The 14721-nt window shown below is 66.8% G+C and carries 12 protein-coding genes; 3 read left to right on the top strand and 9 right to left on the bottom strand.

Annotated features, from left to right (window positions below; all coding sequences use genetic code 11):
* Positions 1 to 20: 20 nt before the first annotated feature.
* A complete protein-coding gene (gene rpsR / locus AB0C34_RS16375) occupies positions 21 to 275 on the top strand; it encodes a 30S ribosomal protein S18 (protein ID WP_357072708.1) in 255 nt (84 codons plus the stop codon).
* Positions 276 to 479: 204 nt separating this feature from the next.
* On the opposite strand, the gene AB0C34_RS16380 is transcribed toward rpsR, so the two are convergent.
* Complete coding sequence (locus tag AB0C34_RS16380) at positions 480 to 1058, bottom strand: LysM peptidoglycan-binding domain-containing protein (protein ID WP_357072711.1); 579 nt, start codon at positions 1056 to 1058, stop codon at positions 480 to 482.
* A 202-nt stretch (positions 1059 to 1260) separates the two neighbouring features.
* On the opposite strand from AB0C34_RS16380, the gene AB0C34_RS16385 reads away from it, so the two are divergent.
* Positions 1261 to 1722 carry a hypothetical protein gene (locus AB0C34_RS16385; RefSeq protein WP_357072714.1) on the top strand — a complete coding sequence of 154 codons (462 nt, stop codon included), beginning with the start codon at positions 1261 to 1263 and terminating at the stop codon, positions 1720 to 1722.
* A 244-nt stretch (positions 1723 to 1966) separates the two neighbouring features.
* Here AB0C34_RS16385 and purH read toward each other — a convergent pair whose 3' ends face one another.
* The 6 genes from purH to sucC all read right to left on the bottom strand — a co-directional run bounded on the left by purH (position 1967) and on the right by sucC (position 9593).
* Positions 1967 to 3535, bottom strand: coding sequence for a bifunctional phosphoribosylaminoimidazolecarboxamide formyltransferase/IMP cyclohydrolase (gene purH, locus AB0C34_RS16390; protein WP_357072717.1), 1569 nt, complete (start codon positions 3533 to 3535; stop codon positions 1967 to 1969).
* Positions 3532 to 4209, bottom strand: a complete 678-nt coding sequence (purN, locus tag AB0C34_RS16395; RefSeq protein WP_357073050.1) for a phosphoribosylglycinamide formyltransferase — start codon at positions 4207 to 4209, stop codon at positions 3532 to 3534. Before purN ends, purH begins: the two co-directional genes overlap by 4 nt.
* Positions 4210 to 4246: 37 nt before the next feature.
* Positions 4247 to 5740, bottom strand: a complete 1494-nt coding sequence (locus AB0C34_RS16400; RefSeq protein WP_357072720.1) for a DUF6350 family protein — start codon at positions 5738 to 5740, stop codon at positions 4247 to 4249.
* 73 nt (positions 5741 to 5813) lie between these two features.
* Positions 5814 to 6839 carry a DUF5336 domain-containing protein gene (locus AB0C34_RS16405; RefSeq protein ID WP_357072723.1) on the bottom strand — a complete coding sequence of 342 codons (1026 nt, stop codon included), beginning with the start codon at positions 6837 to 6839 and terminating at the stop codon, positions 5814 to 5816.
* A 647-nt stretch (positions 6840 to 7486) separates the two neighbouring features.
* A complete protein-coding gene (sucD, locus tag AB0C34_RS16410) occupies positions 7487 to 8401 on the bottom strand; it encodes a succinate--CoA ligase subunit alpha (protein ID WP_357072726.1) in 915 nt (304 codons plus the stop codon).
* A gap of 25 nt (positions 8402 to 8426) precedes the next feature.
* Positions 8427 to 9593, bottom strand: coding sequence for an ADP-forming succinate--CoA ligase subunit beta (gene sucC / locus AB0C34_RS16415; protein ID WP_357072729.1), 1167 nt, complete (start codon positions 9591 to 9593; stop codon positions 8427 to 8429).
* 533 nt (positions 9594 to 10126) lie between these two features.
* Between sucC and AB0C34_RS16420 the strand changes: the two genes are divergently transcribed.
* On the top strand, positions 10127 to 11365 hold the full coding sequence (locus tag AB0C34_RS16420) for a M23 family metallopeptidase (protein ID WP_357072732.1): 1239 nt from the start codon (positions 10127 to 10129) through the stop codon (positions 11363 to 11365).
* Positions 11366 to 11399: 34 nt separating this feature from the next.
* Here AB0C34_RS16420 and AB0C34_RS16425 read toward each other — a convergent pair whose 3' ends face one another.
* Together AB0C34_RS16425 and pcrA are read right to left on the bottom strand one after the other, a co-directional pair.
* Positions 11400 to 11831: a hypothetical protein gene (locus AB0C34_RS16425; RefSeq protein WP_357072735.1), complete on the bottom strand. Its 432-nt coding sequence runs from the start codon at positions 11829 to 11831 to the stop codon at positions 11400 to 11402.
* A gap of 122 nt (positions 11832 to 11953) precedes the next feature.
* Entirely contained in the window at positions 11954 to 14536 is a 2583-nt protein-coding gene (gene pcrA, locus AB0C34_RS16430) for a DNA helicase PcrA (protein ID WP_357072738.1), read from the bottom strand.
* Positions 14537 to 14721 lie beyond the last annotated feature (185 nt).

The raw sequence follows: 14721 nt of genomic DNA on the forward strand, positions 1-14721 counted from the left end.
CGTCAGAAGGAACCCCTCACATGGCAGTCAAGCGAGCACCGTCGAAGAAGGTTCGCGCCGAACAGGCCCGCCGTCCGAAGAAGAACCCGCTCATCGCCGCGGGTATCGAAATGGTCGACTATAAAGACGTGAACCTGCTGCGTACGTTCATCTCCGACCGCGGCAAGATCCGCAGCCGCCGGGTCACCGGGCTCACCCCGCAGCAGCAGCGTCAGGTCGCCATCGCGGTGAAGAACGCCCGTGAGATGGCGCTGTTGCCGTTCACCAGCAGGTAGGTGCGGACATCGGGCGAGCTGAGCCAAAAGACCTCGACGCGCGCCTCAGGCTCGGGAGAGTGAATGAGCGGACCTCACCGCCGAGCTCGATAACCGCCCACGCACAACGCTCGGCTGGGAAACCCAGCCGAGCGCCTGGCAACACCAATGTCGCGACAACCCCCGCAATCCACCGCGCACCGGGTCGTCGCTGTCGCTACCGCATCACGGAATGGTCAGCACCTGGCCCGGGTTGATCGCGTCCGGGTTCGGAACGCCGCTGGCGTCCGCGATCTCCTGGTAGCGGTTGCCGTCACCATAGAAGCGCTCGGCGATCGCCCACAGGGTGTCGCCCGACTCAACGGTGTAGGTACGCGGCTCCGGCGCGGGAGATGGAGGGGGAACCTCTTCGACGAACTCGGCAGCAACCTGCTCCTGCTCCTGTTCCGGCTCCGGTGCGGGCAACGGATCGCCGGTGTCGGTACCCGAGGCCCACAGCGCGCTGCCGTCCCTGCCGTAGAGCACGATGTTACGGTCGGCCTGCACGGTCAACCGATCGGGCTCCGTACCGTTGGTCTCCGTCGCCCACGCGGCGCCGTCACCCTTGTAGAGGACGAAGTTGCCATCATCCTGCAGGGTGGCCCGCTCAACGCCCTGATCGTGAGTCTGCGTAGCCCACACCACGTTTCCGTCCGGCTCGGAGAGCACCAAGTTGCCATCGGCCTGCAAGGTCAGGGTGTATGCACCTCCTTGGAGGGACTGGCCCAGTCCGAGTTCTTCGCCTACGTGCAGCGTGTCGCCCACGATTCTTCCTTTCGAGGAGGGCTGGTAGATCATCCGACATCGATGCGCGCCGAAACCTTCTGGCGCACAACACCGCCGAACTTACTGCCCGCTTCCGGCTTTCGATGGGATCGACGCGCAGGGTTCGCGGAAGGTTCACTATGGAGTTCGCCGTAGCGCATAGTGCACCAGCCGGTCGGGCACGCCGACTAGGGTTGACGGCATGGATCGGATCCCCGGCGGACGCGCCGCCGCAGCAGTCGCCGTAGTGCTCGTCTGTCTCGTCGCCGCGGGCTGCGGCGGCTCGAACGACAGTGGGCCACAGCAGAACACCGGCACCACGACAACCTCGGGGCCGAGCACACCGACCGAGAACCCGAAGGGGAACCAGGGCAACCAGTTCACCGCCGATCCGACCATAGTCGGCGCGCATCCGATTCCGTTCACCTCATGGACCAGGTTGGCGGACAACAGGATTGCGGTGAACTTCGAAACCGGCTCCCCGGAGTGCTATGGCGTCGACGCCTCGGTCACCGAGACCGATTCCACGGTGACCGTCGAACTACGCTCAGGCACCCGCGCGGACGCGGTAGGGCGAATGTGCACGATGATTGCGATCTTCGGCACGCTGGAGGTGCCGCTGAAAGCGCCGCTCGGTGATCGCACAGTGCTCAGCGCGGTCTGATCGCAGGAGTGGTCCCGGCGCGGACAATCCGCACCACGCCGAGATCGAGATTGCTGCTTGTTTGCGACAAACCATTTCCGGTCGGTGCGGCACTGCCCCGGAACGGGACTGCCCACTGCGCCGCTCGCTAGGTCACAGTTCACGAAGTGCCTGTCGGCTCGTTCTACACCCCGGTTACCGCCCAACCAACAGAACGCCGCGTCGGATGATTTCGTCCGACGCGGCGTTCTGATCGATGGCGACCTCAGTGGGCGAAGTGGCGGGCGCCGGTGAGGTAGAGAGTTACCCCCGCCGCACGGGCGATGTCGATGGTTTCCTGGTCACGGACAGAACCGCCGGGTTGGACGATCGCGCGCACTCCGGCCTGGATCAGCGTTTGCGGACCGTCCGGGAACGGGAAGTAGGCGTCGGAGGCTGCCACCGAGCCCTTGGCACGGTCACCGGCGCGCTGCACCGCGAGGCCCACCGCGTCTACCCGATTGACCTGGCCCATGCCGACTCCGACCGACGCACCATCGTGTGCCAGCAGGATCGCGTTTGACTTCACGGCCCGGCAAGCGCGCCAAGCGAATTCGAGATCCGCCAGAGTTTCCGCATCGGCGGCCTCGCCCGCGGCAAGGGTCCAGTTGGCCGGGTTGTCGCCTGCGGCATCGAGCACGTCGCGCTGCTGCAGCAGCGCGCCTCCGCTGATCGGGCGCAGTTCGGCACCCGTGCGCCGCGGTGGCTGCGCGACCAGGATGCGCACGTTCTTCTTGCGCTGCAACACTTCCACGGCGCCGTCCGCGTAGGACGGGGCGACGATCACCTCGGTGAAGATCTCGGCGACCTGCTCGGCCATCTCCACGGTGACCTGGCGGTTCGCGGCGATTACCCCGCCGAACGCGCTGACCGGATCGCACGCGTGCGCTTTGCGATGCGCTTCGGCGATGTCGTCGCCCAGCGCGATGCCGCAGGGGTTGGCGTGCTTGATGATCGCGACCGCGGGGGCCTCGTGATCGAACGCGGCGCGCCAGGCGGCATCGGCGTCGACGTAGTTGTTGTACGACATCTCCTTGCCGTGCATCTGCTGCGCCTGCGCCAGCCCGAGGCTGCCATCGCTGGTGGTGTACAACGCGGCGGCCTGGTGCGGATTCTCGCCGTAGCGCAGCACTGCCGACCGCGCCCAGGTACCACCGAGCCACTCCGGGAATCCGGTCGTGGCGTCAACGGACGCACCGTCGACGAGCACGTTGGTCATCCAGCCGGCGACCGCGACGTCATAGCTCGCGGTGTGCTGGAAAGCTTTGGCTGCCAAGGCCGTTCGCTCGGCGAGGGTGAAGCCGCCGGATTTCACCGCGGCCAATACGTCGTCGTAGTCGCCGCTGTCGACGACCACGGCCACCGAAGGATGATTCTTCGCCGCGGCGCGCACCATGGACGGCCCGCCGATGTCGATCTGCTCGACGCACTCGTCAGGGCTCGCCCCGCTCGCCACGGTCTCGGTGAACGGGTAGAGGTTCACCACCACCAGCTGGAAGGCTTCGACGCCGAGTTCGACCAGCTGGTCCACGTGCTCCTGCTTGCGCGAGTCGGCCAGGATCCCCGCGTGTACCCGCGGATGCAGCGTCTTGACCCGCCCGTCCAGGGTCTCCGGGAACCCGGTCAGGTCCTCGACCTTGGTCACCGGAATACCCGCGTCGGCGATCCTGCTCGCGGTGGACCCGGTCGAGACCAGCTCGATGCCCGCCGCGTGCAGACCGGTCGCGAGCTCGGTCAGACCCGTCTTGTCGTAGACGCTCACCAGCGCCCTGCTGATCGGCTTACGTTCACTCACCGGAGAACTCGTTCATCTGGGATAACTGCCTTTCGTCCGTCGGAGACAATGCCTCGCGTCGCGACGGCGGCGACAACGTCCGCCAGCAACCGACGCTCGACAACCTTGATGCGCTCGTGCAGAGTGACCTCGTCGTCCTCGGGGCGTACCGCCACCGCCTCCTGCGCGAGGATCGGCCCGGTGTCGACACCCGCGTCGACCAGATGCACGGTGGAGCCGGTGATCCGCACCCCATAGGCGAGCGCATCGCGCACCCCGTGCGCGCCGGGGAACGCGGGCAACAGCGCGGGGTGGGTGTTGATGATTCGGCCGCCGAATCGGTCCAAGAAAGCGGGGCCGAGCAACTTCATGAAACCCGCCGACACCACGAGGTCGGGGGCGTAGACGGCGACGGCCTTGGTGAGCGCGACATCCCACGCGGCCCGATCCGGAAAGTCGTTCAGCGCCAGCCGGAAATGCGGCACGCCCGCGGCGTCCGCGTGCTCGGTGGCGGCGCAGGCGCGGTCGACGCCGACGGCGACGACCTTCGCCGGATAGTCGGGTGCGGACGCGGCGTCCAGCAACGCCCGCAACAGCGAGCCGGTGCCTGACGCGAGCACGACAACGGTGGCCGGCGCCGCTGCGGGCTTCCACGGGGCGTGCGGAGACGTCAGCGCTCTACTCCTGCGATCGATCGGGTGGCGGACGGATGCGACACCGCCGGGTTAGAGCCTAACGACCATCCACCGGGTCGTTGTCCGGCAGGTCCGCCTCGACCACCTCGGCGTCGAGGATGTCGGGTGTGGTTTCGGAGTGGTATTCGTGGCGGGACGCGATCGCGGGCCGTTCATCGACCAGTTCGCCTTCCAACTCCGGCCCGTCGTACTCGTGGTCGTAGTAGTAGTAACCATCGTCGTCGTAGTGGGCGTGGTCTACGTCGGGATAGTCGTCGTAGTAGGCGTCGTCGTCGTAGTAACACTCATCGTCATCCGAATCGGTGTATTCCGCGGGCGGCGCCCCGACCGGAACGATGAACCAACGCGCGAACACAAGACCCGCGTATCCGGGGACGGCGAGCCAAGCGAACACGATCACCGCGAAGATCGGCAGGTCGAGCCCGACTCGACCGAACGTGCCGAGTTCACCGCCCGCGATGGCGCCGAGCACGACGAGCGCGACAGCGGCCAGCGCCGCCGAGGTCAAGGTGGCCCACGGTGCGTCGATCCGGTCGGTCGAGTTCCGCGCGCAGTCCAATCCGCCGAGCACACCGATCGCAGCAGGCAGAAGCAGCAACGCGACCCACCACCACGCCCACGGCCCTGTGGGGACCGCAACCATTAGCGGTACGGCCGGGATAGGGCCGCCCACCACCGAAAACACCCCGAACGAGGCGGCGCCGAACTGCGCACTGGAGCCGACGACCACGCCGACGGTCTGCACCACCAGGTTCGGCAGATAGGCCAGCGAGAGCAGCGTCAGTCCGATCACACCCGCGGCGTTGCCCGCCGAGTGGTAGGTCTCGCCTACCCGAGGCACGTGGACGAGAAACGACAGCACCGTGACCGCGGCGGCGCAACCCAGCAAGCGGAAACCGGAACGGCCCGCGCCATAGAGTCCGGAGACGGCCCAATCGGGCAAGCGCAGTAGCACGACGAGCCGACGCCGGATGCGGATCACGATTCCCGCGACGGCAGCAAGCAGGTACAGCCCGATGACCCAGGCGAACGCGGCAAGCGGGTTCGGCGGCTGTAAGGCGATGACACCGGAGGCATCCTCGGCCACCGCCAGACAGACCGCGGTGACCAACAGCGGACCGGCCACCGCGGCGCCGACGATCCAGCCGAGATCGACCCTCGTGCTGTCCGGTTCCACGGCGCGTGCGCATTCGCGGCCGGCCAGCCAGACCAGCAGTGCCGTCGGCAGCAGTGGAAGCAGGCCGAGCGTGGTCTTGCCGATGGTCAGCGGAACCTGGTGCACGGCAAGCCAACCGGCGGCGATCGCACCCGAGGTGCCGGCCAGGTCGCTGCCCGCGGACAACAACGCGCCGAGCGCGAGAATGACGACGACGGCCAGCGCGATGGCCGCGGGGCGACCCGCGACCAGGACGAGCACTCGAGCCCGTTCGGGGGTCAGCGACAGAAACCCGACCTCGTCCACGCCGCGGTGCGGCTTCGGCGCCCGCGACCCGCCGGTCCGACGCACCAGGGAGTTTCTGGAGGAGCTCATGGCTTTTCAGCGTGGCATCTTCCCCGGCGCGAGCGGGTCAGGCGCGCCGCGCCGGGGATGATGCCCGTGCGTACTACTTGTTGTCTTCCGAGGGCCGGAATGCCTGGGTGGCGTCGGAGGACGATTCGCTCCCTTGCTCACCGCCGAACGGCTGGCCCTGCTGGGCTTGCGGTTGACCGAAGCTCGGCGCGCCGTATGGCGACTGCTGGCCGCCGAACTGCTGCGTCGCGCTCTCGTCCGGTCGCGGCTGCGCACCGTAGGGCGAAGCCTGCTGGGCCGCGCCGTAGGGCGTGCTCGGCTGGCTCTGCCCATAGGGCGACTGCGGCTGACCGTAGGACGGCGCCGACTGCCCCTGGCCGTAGGTCGGTTGGCTCTGGCCATAGGGCGAAGGCTGCGCCGAGTACTGCGGTGGCGCGGGCTGGCTGCCGTAGCCGGGTTGCCCGTAGGGGCTGCTCTGGCCGTAACCGGGCTGGCTCTGCGCGAACGGTGGCTGGTTCTGCCCGAACGACGGCGGCTGCTGGCCGTAACCGCCCTGGCCGAAACCGCTCGGCGGGGTGGCCGGGCGCGGCGCGGGCGGCTTCAGAATGCCCGCCTCGAACAGCAGCGCGGCGATCGCCAGCGCGGCTTGCACGAAAGCGAGCACGAGTACGACGTAGGCGCCCCACTTCAGCTCGGCGCCCGTACCGAAGTTGAACGACTGGAACAGCAGCGCGAGAAAACCCGCGGTCGAGGCCGCCGCGGCCGCACCGATCAAACTCTGCTTCGGCAGCAGCGACAAGCCGGCGAGAATGCCACCGAGCAGCAGCAGTCCGAGTAGCGGCGAGCCGGACGCCACCTCGAACAGTTTCGCCGTCTCCTGACCGCCCACCCGGGTGCCGTCGAAATCGAGCGGCTTGCTGCCGAGGAAGGGGAGGAAGCCGAGCAGGAAGTTGATCACCCCGAGCGCCGCTACACCGACCGCCAGGAGGAACGGCAGGCCTTTGGCATCGGAACCGGCGGCGCTCGAACCTGAACTGGCACCACCCGCAGCAGGTGCTTGACTGGACGGTGCTGAGGGTGCGGGTGTGTTGTACCCGGAGCCCCCGGTCGGGTATGACATGTCGTCGTCTCCTAGGTCGAGTCGTACAGGGTCTTTCACGGCGGAATCTCGCTTCTGACGCTACTGCACTCCCGGAGCCAGGTCACCCTTGACCGAGTGGTCGGACCACCCGATTCGACCTCGCCAGACGGGCCACGAGCAGGCCAGCGGCGCACTGTGATTGCTCCGGACCGAGATCGTTCCCGCTCGGTCGTGCGACTGCAGGTTCCGGTATGTCCTCGCCGCCGACGGGCCCGCTCGCCGTTGTCCGCGCTGGCGGCAGTCGCTGAGGCAGGTGTGCATCGAGCCCGCCGTGGTCCGGCGATACCACGCCGAAGGAGACCGGTGCCGGTACGCCCGACAGCAACAGTAAACGTGCGATGGTCACGGTGGTTGCTTTCACACTGCCAGGGTTCTCAGTACCGGGGAATGAGCTGTCCGACAGCCCACCCCTGACCGAGTGTATGGCTGACCAAAGGCCCAGCTGAACCTCTCCACCTGCTGTCTCGTTGTCGATAGGAGGAACAAACGAAAGGTTCCCCGACCGATAGAACAGATTCCGCGCGTGGTTGGTTCAGGACGCTCAGCTTCTGCCCGAGCCGAGCCCGGCCACCACACATGACGAAGGCCGCCTCCCGATCGGAGGCGGCCTTCGTGCGTTGCGTGGATCAGGCGCTGATGCTGGCCTTCTCCAAGATCTCGCGAGCGAGCGCGGCAGTCTCGGACGGCGTCTTGCCGACCTTCACACCTGCGGCCTCCAGCGCGTCCTTCTTCGCCTGGGCGGTGCCCGACGATCCGGAGACGATAGCGCCCGCGTGGCCCATCGTCTTGCCCTCGGGAGCGGTGAAGCCCGCCACGTAGCCGACGACCGGCTTGGTGACATTGGCCTTGATGTAGGCGGCAGCCCGCTCCTCGGCGTCGCCACCGATCTCGCCGATCATCACGATCAGCTTGGTCTCCGGATCCTTCTCGAACGCCTCGATGGCGTCGATGTGGGTGGTGCCGATGACCGGGTCGCCACCGATGCCGATCGAGGTCGAGAAGCCGAAGTCCCGCAGCTCGTACATCATCTGGTAGGTCAGCGTGCCGGACTTCGAGACAAGGCCGATCGGCCCCTTGCCGGTGATGTTGGCCGGGGTGATGCCGACCAGCGATTCGCCGGGGGTGATGATGCCGGGACAGTTCGGGCCGATGATCCGGGTCTTGGCGCCCTTCTCCACGTTGTAGGCCCACGCGTACGCGGTGTCCTGCACCGGGATGCCCTCGGTGATCACCACGAGCAGCGGGATTTCCGCGTCGATGGCCTCGATGATGGCGTCCTTGGCGAACTTCGGCGGCACGAACGCGATGGACACGTCGGCACCGGTCTCCTTGATGGCCTCCGCGACAGTGCCGAACACCGGCAGCTCGATCGCGTTGCCTTCCTTGTCGGTGTGTGCGACGGTGCTGCCCGCCTTGCGCGCGTTGACACCACCCACAATCTGGGTGCCCGCCTTCAGCATCAGCGCGGTGTGCTTGGTGCCCTCGCCACCGGTGATGCCCTGGACGATGACCTTGGAATCCTTGTTCAGGAAGATAGACATTGTTTTTGTCCTTACTCGGCCGTCGTTATCGGGCGGCAGCCAGTTCGGCGGCCTTGTCGGCGCCTTCGTCCATTGTCTGCGCCAGCGTCACCAACGGGTGCGCGGCATCGACGAGGATCTTGCGGCCCTCGTCCACCCGGTTTCCGTCCAGCCGGACCACCAGCGGCTTGTTCGCGCCGTCGCCCAGGATCTCCAAAGCCTTCACGATGCCGTTGGCCACCGCGTCGCAGGCGGTGATGCCGCCGAACACGTTGACGAACACGCTCTTGACCTGCGCATCGTTCAGGATGACATCGAGACCGGCGGCCATCACCTCGGCCGAGGCGCCGCCGCCGATGTCCAGGAAGTTCGCCGGCTTCACGCCGCCGTGGCCCTCGCCGGCGTAGGCGACGACGTCCAGGGTCGACATGACCAGGCCGGCGCCGTTACCGATGATGCCGACCTCACCGTCGAGTTTGACGTAGTTGAGGTCGTTCTCCTTGGCCTTGAGCTCGAGCGGGTCGGTCGCATCCTTGTCCGCGAACGCCTCGTGGTCCGCGTGCCGGAATGCCGCGTTCTCGTCCAGGGTGACCTTGCCGTCGAGCGCGAGGATCTCGTCCTGCGGGGTGCGCACCAACGGGTTGACCTCGACCAGGGTGGCGTCTTCCTTGACGAAGACCTCCCACAACTTCTGGATGGTCACCGCAGCGGCGTCGAGCACGTCGGCGGGCAGGTGGCCCTGCTCGGCGATCGAACGCGCGAACGCGAGGTCGACGCCCTTGACCGCGTCGACGGGGACCTTGGCCAGCCGCTCGGGCTTGGTCGCGGCGACCTCTTCGATCTCCATGCCGCCCTCGACCGAGCACATGGCCAGGTAGGTCCGGTTCGCGCGATCCAACAGGAAGGAGATGTAGTACTCCTCCGCGATGTCCTTGGCCTCGGCGACGAGCAGTTTCTTGACGACATGGCCTTTGATGTCGAGGCCGAGGATGTTCTGCGCGTGCGTCAGCGCGTCGTCCGGGGTGGCGGCATACTTCACGCCACCCGCCTTGCCGCGGCCACCGGTCTTCACCTGGGCCTTGATCATCACCGGCTTGCCGATTTCCTCCGCGATGGCGCGGGCTTCGGCGACCGTGTCCGTGACGCGGCCCTCGGACGAAGGCACTCCGTGCTTAACGAAGAGCTCCTTCGCCTGATATTCGAAGAGATCCATGTACTCACCGTCTCGTCTGCGTTGTGATGACAACGTCTTTGTTGGCGGCCCGACGTCGGAAGCGGGTCGGGTCGGACTCTAACCAGTCACATGGACGGCCAATCGGCCACATACATCGTAAGTGGCGCAGGTCACGGACCAGTGCCGACAGCGGCAAAACCGCTGGCCAACACTACCGACGAGTAGGTTGCCGACGCCGCGCCAGGTAGAGCCGCCGAACCGGGAACGACGTCGGTCTACTACATCTTGTCGTCGAAGAACCCCTTCTGGATGCCCATAGCGCAGTGAGATATTCCCCGCACACTGAGTGATCAATCTCACATGTTTGAATCCAAGGGTCGCTGCGCTTGTGGCGACGCAATCGTTTCGTTACCGTCATTGCGGTCGATGTCACAGCACGGTCACGACAGGAGGACGGCGAGCTTGACGCAGCACAGCACTCCGCAGACGGAGAGCCGCTCCGCATATGACCCATCGACGCCGCTGACCAGCAGGCATTCAAGGATCTTTCGCTTCACGATGTGGCACCGCCGATGAACCATCGCTCCACCTTCGCTCCCGATAATCGCACTCGGTCGGGACATCGTTACCGTCCCGACAACGAGCCCTTCGGCCAGACAGGCGGGCACGAGGATCCTTCGGTCGACCGACAGCGGAATTCGCTCTATAGCGTGACGTCCGCGCCCGCCGGATACGACTTCGCCGCCTCGGGCGAACGAAACGACAGCATGAGCTACGACCAGAGCGCGCGCTACGACGACGCCGGCAGCGCCGACAACTCGTGGGGCACCGACAACGCGTGGGGCACCGACAACGCGTGGACCCAGCAGGAGTGGTCGCAACAGAACTCCTGGTCCGATGGTGGCGCGTGGAGCACCGGCGACGCGTGGGCCGAAGAGGACTCGTGGGCGGCCGAGGACAGCACCTGGACGCCGGCGGAGACCTGGTCTTCCGAGGCGACCGAATCGGGAGAAGCCGAATCCGAGTCGGACGCCCCGGCTCCCACGGTGATCCCCGGCCGCCGCAGCGCGCACAAGCGTGGCGGTGCTCATCGGATGCCCGCACCGCCCGCCGCCCTCAAAGGCCGCGCCGCGGTCGCCGCGGTCGCCGCCGGTGCGGTCGTCGCCGCCGGGCAGGCGGCGTTCGCCTCGCCGGAACAGCCGGCACAGACGGTCGACTACGAAGCCGCGGGCCAGATCCACGAGATCGCCGCGCAGTCGATGAACGTCGCCGACCCCAGCGCTTCACCGGAATCGCCACAGGTGCTGAACGTTTCGGCGGCCGCCAATCTCGACCAGTTCAACGACATCCTGCACAAGGGCCAGAAGTACGCGGAAGACCTCGCCGCGCAGGAAGCCGCGAAACTTCGTCCGCTGTTCACCAAGTTCGCCGCGGGAACCTTCACCTCCGGATTCGGCGCCCGCTGGGGCGTGCAGCATCTGGGCATCGACATCGCCGGTCCGATCGGCACCCCGATCGTCGCGGTCGCCGACGGAACCGTGATCGAAGCCGGTCCCGCCGCCGGCTTCGGCATGTGGGTTCGCCTGTTGCACGACGACGGAACTGTGACCATCTATGGCCACGTCGACACCACGACGGTGTCGCAGGGCCAGCACGTGCTCGCCGGCGACCAGATCGCCACAATCGGCAACCGCGGCTTCTCCACCGGCCCGCACTGCCACTTCGAGGTCTGGCTGAACGGGTCCGACAAAGTCGATCCCCTGCCCTGGCTGGCCACTCGCGGCATCAGTCTCGGCCCGCAGCGCGACTGACAGCACGCCGGTGTGAGGGTCCGCGTCCCGATATTCAGCTAACCGGCGCCATGGCAATCGCCAGGCCGACCAGCACTACCGCTTTGGCGACCTCCAGGCCTATGTACCAGTAGTGCGCGGTCGAGCGGGGCAGGTCCTCGCCGGACAGCACGCGATCGGTGCGGCGGCTCAGCGGCGGTCGCACCACCAAGACCTGGACAGCCAGGAGCGCGACCGCGGTGGCGAGCCATACCCAGTTCGCCGCGGCGGACGAGACGATCGAAGCGGCGAGCACCAGCAGCGTGGCGAGTACCGACTCGGCGATGTTCAGCGCGCGGAATACCACGCGGCCGATGCCGAGACCGAGCGGCAGGGTGATCCCCGGCGCACGGAACTTCAGTGGCGCTTCCACGAACGAGATGGCAAGCACCATGCCGAGCCACAGCATGGGCAGAAACCACAGGATGTGCCGCGCGACCGTGTCCATACTCGGACCCTACTGATGCGTCGACGCCATAGACAGGGCCGAAACGCGCAACCGCGGGGCACGGCTCGGATCGCGCGGTTGTGTCCCTGGATCGCTTCGGAGCGTGGATCGCTTCGGAGCGCTCAGAGTTTCACCAGCGTCCGGCTGTATTGCGGAATCAGCCGGATCTTGCCCGCGGTGCCGAAGTCGATCGTCACCGTGGCCAACGGCCCGAAGCCCTCCGCGGCGACCACGCGACCCAGCCCGTACTTGTCGTCGCTGACTCGATCTCCCACGGCGAGTATCAGATTGGTGTTGTTGCGCGCCGTGCCCCCTGGCGCGGGCCTGCGTGGGCCACGATCGCGCAGTCCTGGCCGCGGCTCCGACCAACCGTCGCCGCGGGTCCAGTCCCGCTCCGACCCGTCGTCGCTGCCGCGCCGCCGGATGCCCCTCGACGCGGACGACCCGGCGGGCTCCAGTCGGCGCCAATCGATGAGATGCCCCGGAATCTCTTGCAGAAAGCGCGATTCCGGATTGGAGACCGGCTGGCCCCACCCCGAACGGACCACCGCGCGGGTGAGATAAAGGCGCTGTCTCGCCCTGGTGATGCCGACGTAGGCGAGGCGGCGTTCCTCGGCGAGCTCGGTCGGATCGCCGAGTGCCCGCATATGCGGGAACTGGCCGTCTTCCCATCCGGTCACGAACACGACGGGGAACTCCAAACCTTTGGCCGTGTGCAGCGTCATCATCGTGACGACGCCGGAGCCCTCGTCCGGAATCTGGTCGGTGTCGGCGACCAGCGATACCCGCTCCAGGAACGCGGCGAGCGAACCAGGGTCCGGCTCCCCCTCGCCCACCTCCGACAGCAGGCCCTCCTGCCGGGCCGCTTCAGCGTTGTTATGCGCCTCGGAGCTGAATTCCCGTGCGACGCTGACCAATTCGTTGAGGTTGTCCAACCGGGCGCCGTCCTGCGGGTCGTCCGAAGCCGCCAACTCGGCGCGGTAACCGGTGCGCTCCAGCACCGCCTCCACCATGTTACCCACATCCGGGAAGCCGGACTCCTCACGTTCGCCCGCCGCCCGAATCTCCGCGAGCAGATCCAGGAAACCGGCGATCGCGCGCTGTGCACGCGTATTCAGCAGCGCCACCTTGTTGTCGGCGGCATCGCGCAGGGCGGCGGCGAATCCGATCCCACGCTGTTCGGCATGTACCGCGACGCAGGCTTCGGCCCGATCGCCGATGCCTCGGCGTGGGGTGTTCAGGATTCGGCGCATACTCACCGCATCGTCCGGATTCTCCAACACCCGCAAGTAGGCGACGATATCGCGCACCTCTTTACGCTCATAGAAGCGAACGCCACCGACCACCTTGTACGGCAGCCCCATCCGGATGAAGATCTCTTCCAGCGCACGGGAGTTGTTGTTGGTGCGATAGAAGACCGCGACGTCACCGTAGTTGGCGTCACCCTGGTCGACCAGCCGGTCGATCTCGCGGGCGACGAACGACGCCTCGTCGTGCTCGTTGTCTGCGACGTAGCCGGTGATCAGGTCACCCTCGCCGGAGTCGGTCCACAGCTTCTTGTCACGTCGGTTCTCGTTGCGCGAGATCACCGCGTTGGCGGCGGAGAGAATGTGCTGGGTGGAGCGGTAGTTCTGTTCCAGCAGAATGGTTTTCGCGTCGGGGAAGTCTCGCTCGAACTCCTCGATGTTGCGGATGGTCGCGCCGCGGAAGGCGTAGATGGACTGGTCCGCATCGCCGACGACGCACAGTTCGCTCGGCAGTACCCGATCCGCACCCGAGTCCGCCAGGTGGTGTCCGACCAGCTCTCGGACCAGGACATACTGCGCGTGGTTGGTGTCCTGATACTCGTCTACCAGGACATACCGAAATCGGCGGCGATAATACTCGGCGACCTGCGGATGATTCTGTAGCAGCGCCACCGTCTCGCCGATCAGGTCGTCGAAGTCCAGCGCGTTCGCCGAGCGCAGCCGCCGCTGATACTCGGTGTAGACCCTGGCCACCAGACCGGACAGGTCGGCGTCGTCCGCTTCGGCGTCCGCGGTCGCCCGGACCGGGTCGATGAGTTCGTTCTTCAGATTAGAGATCGCGGTCGCCAAGAGTCGTGCCGAATACTTCTTGGTGTCGATGTCCAGGTCGCGGCTGATCATGGTGAGCAGTCGACGCGAATCGTCGGCATCGTAGATGGAGAAATTCGAATTGAGGCCGGGCAGCAGCGCGGCCTGCATCCGCAGGATGCGAACGCAACTCGAGTGAAAGGTAGACACCCACATGGTGTCGGCGCGCGGGCCGACCAGCCCGGTCACGCGCTCGCGCATCTCCGCGGCGGCTTTGTTGGTAAAGGTGATGGCGAGTACTTGGCCGGGAGTGACGCCGCGGGCGGCGAGCAGGTAGGCGATGCGGCGGGTGAGCACCGCCGTCTTACCCGACCCCGCGCCCGCCACGATCAGCAGGGGAGAACCGGTATGCACCACCGCGGCACGCTGCTGCGGGTTGAGGCCGTCCAGCAGTCGTTCGGCCTCCTCGGCGCGACGCCGCGCATGCTCGATGCGCCGCTGTTCCCGCTCGGCGTCCGACGGTAGTGCCGCCCGAGCGGTGGCGCGCTCCGCCCCCTCCTCGGCATTACCGCCCGCGACCTGGGGATTCGATATCGGATCCGGGTGCCCGACCGGACCGGACTGCGTTATGGGAGCCACCGTGATGTCCATCGTCCATCCACGCTACCGGCGGGGACCGACAGACATGTAGTTCCGGGCCGAGTACCGGCCGTTCGGCCCCGGTCGAGCGAGCCGGGCGCAGACTCCCACTGATGGGAAGTGGGGGCAAAGCGACCAGGGCTTCTCACGAGATATACAAAACAATCGTTTTGCATACCCCCCACCCCATGGCACAC

The sequence above is a fragment of the Nocardia sp. NPDC049220 genome, from assembly GCF_040647855.1.
In the GTDB taxonomy this organism is placed as follows: domain Bacteria; phylum Actinomycetota; class Actinomycetes; order Mycobacteriales; family Mycobacteriaceae; genus Nocardia.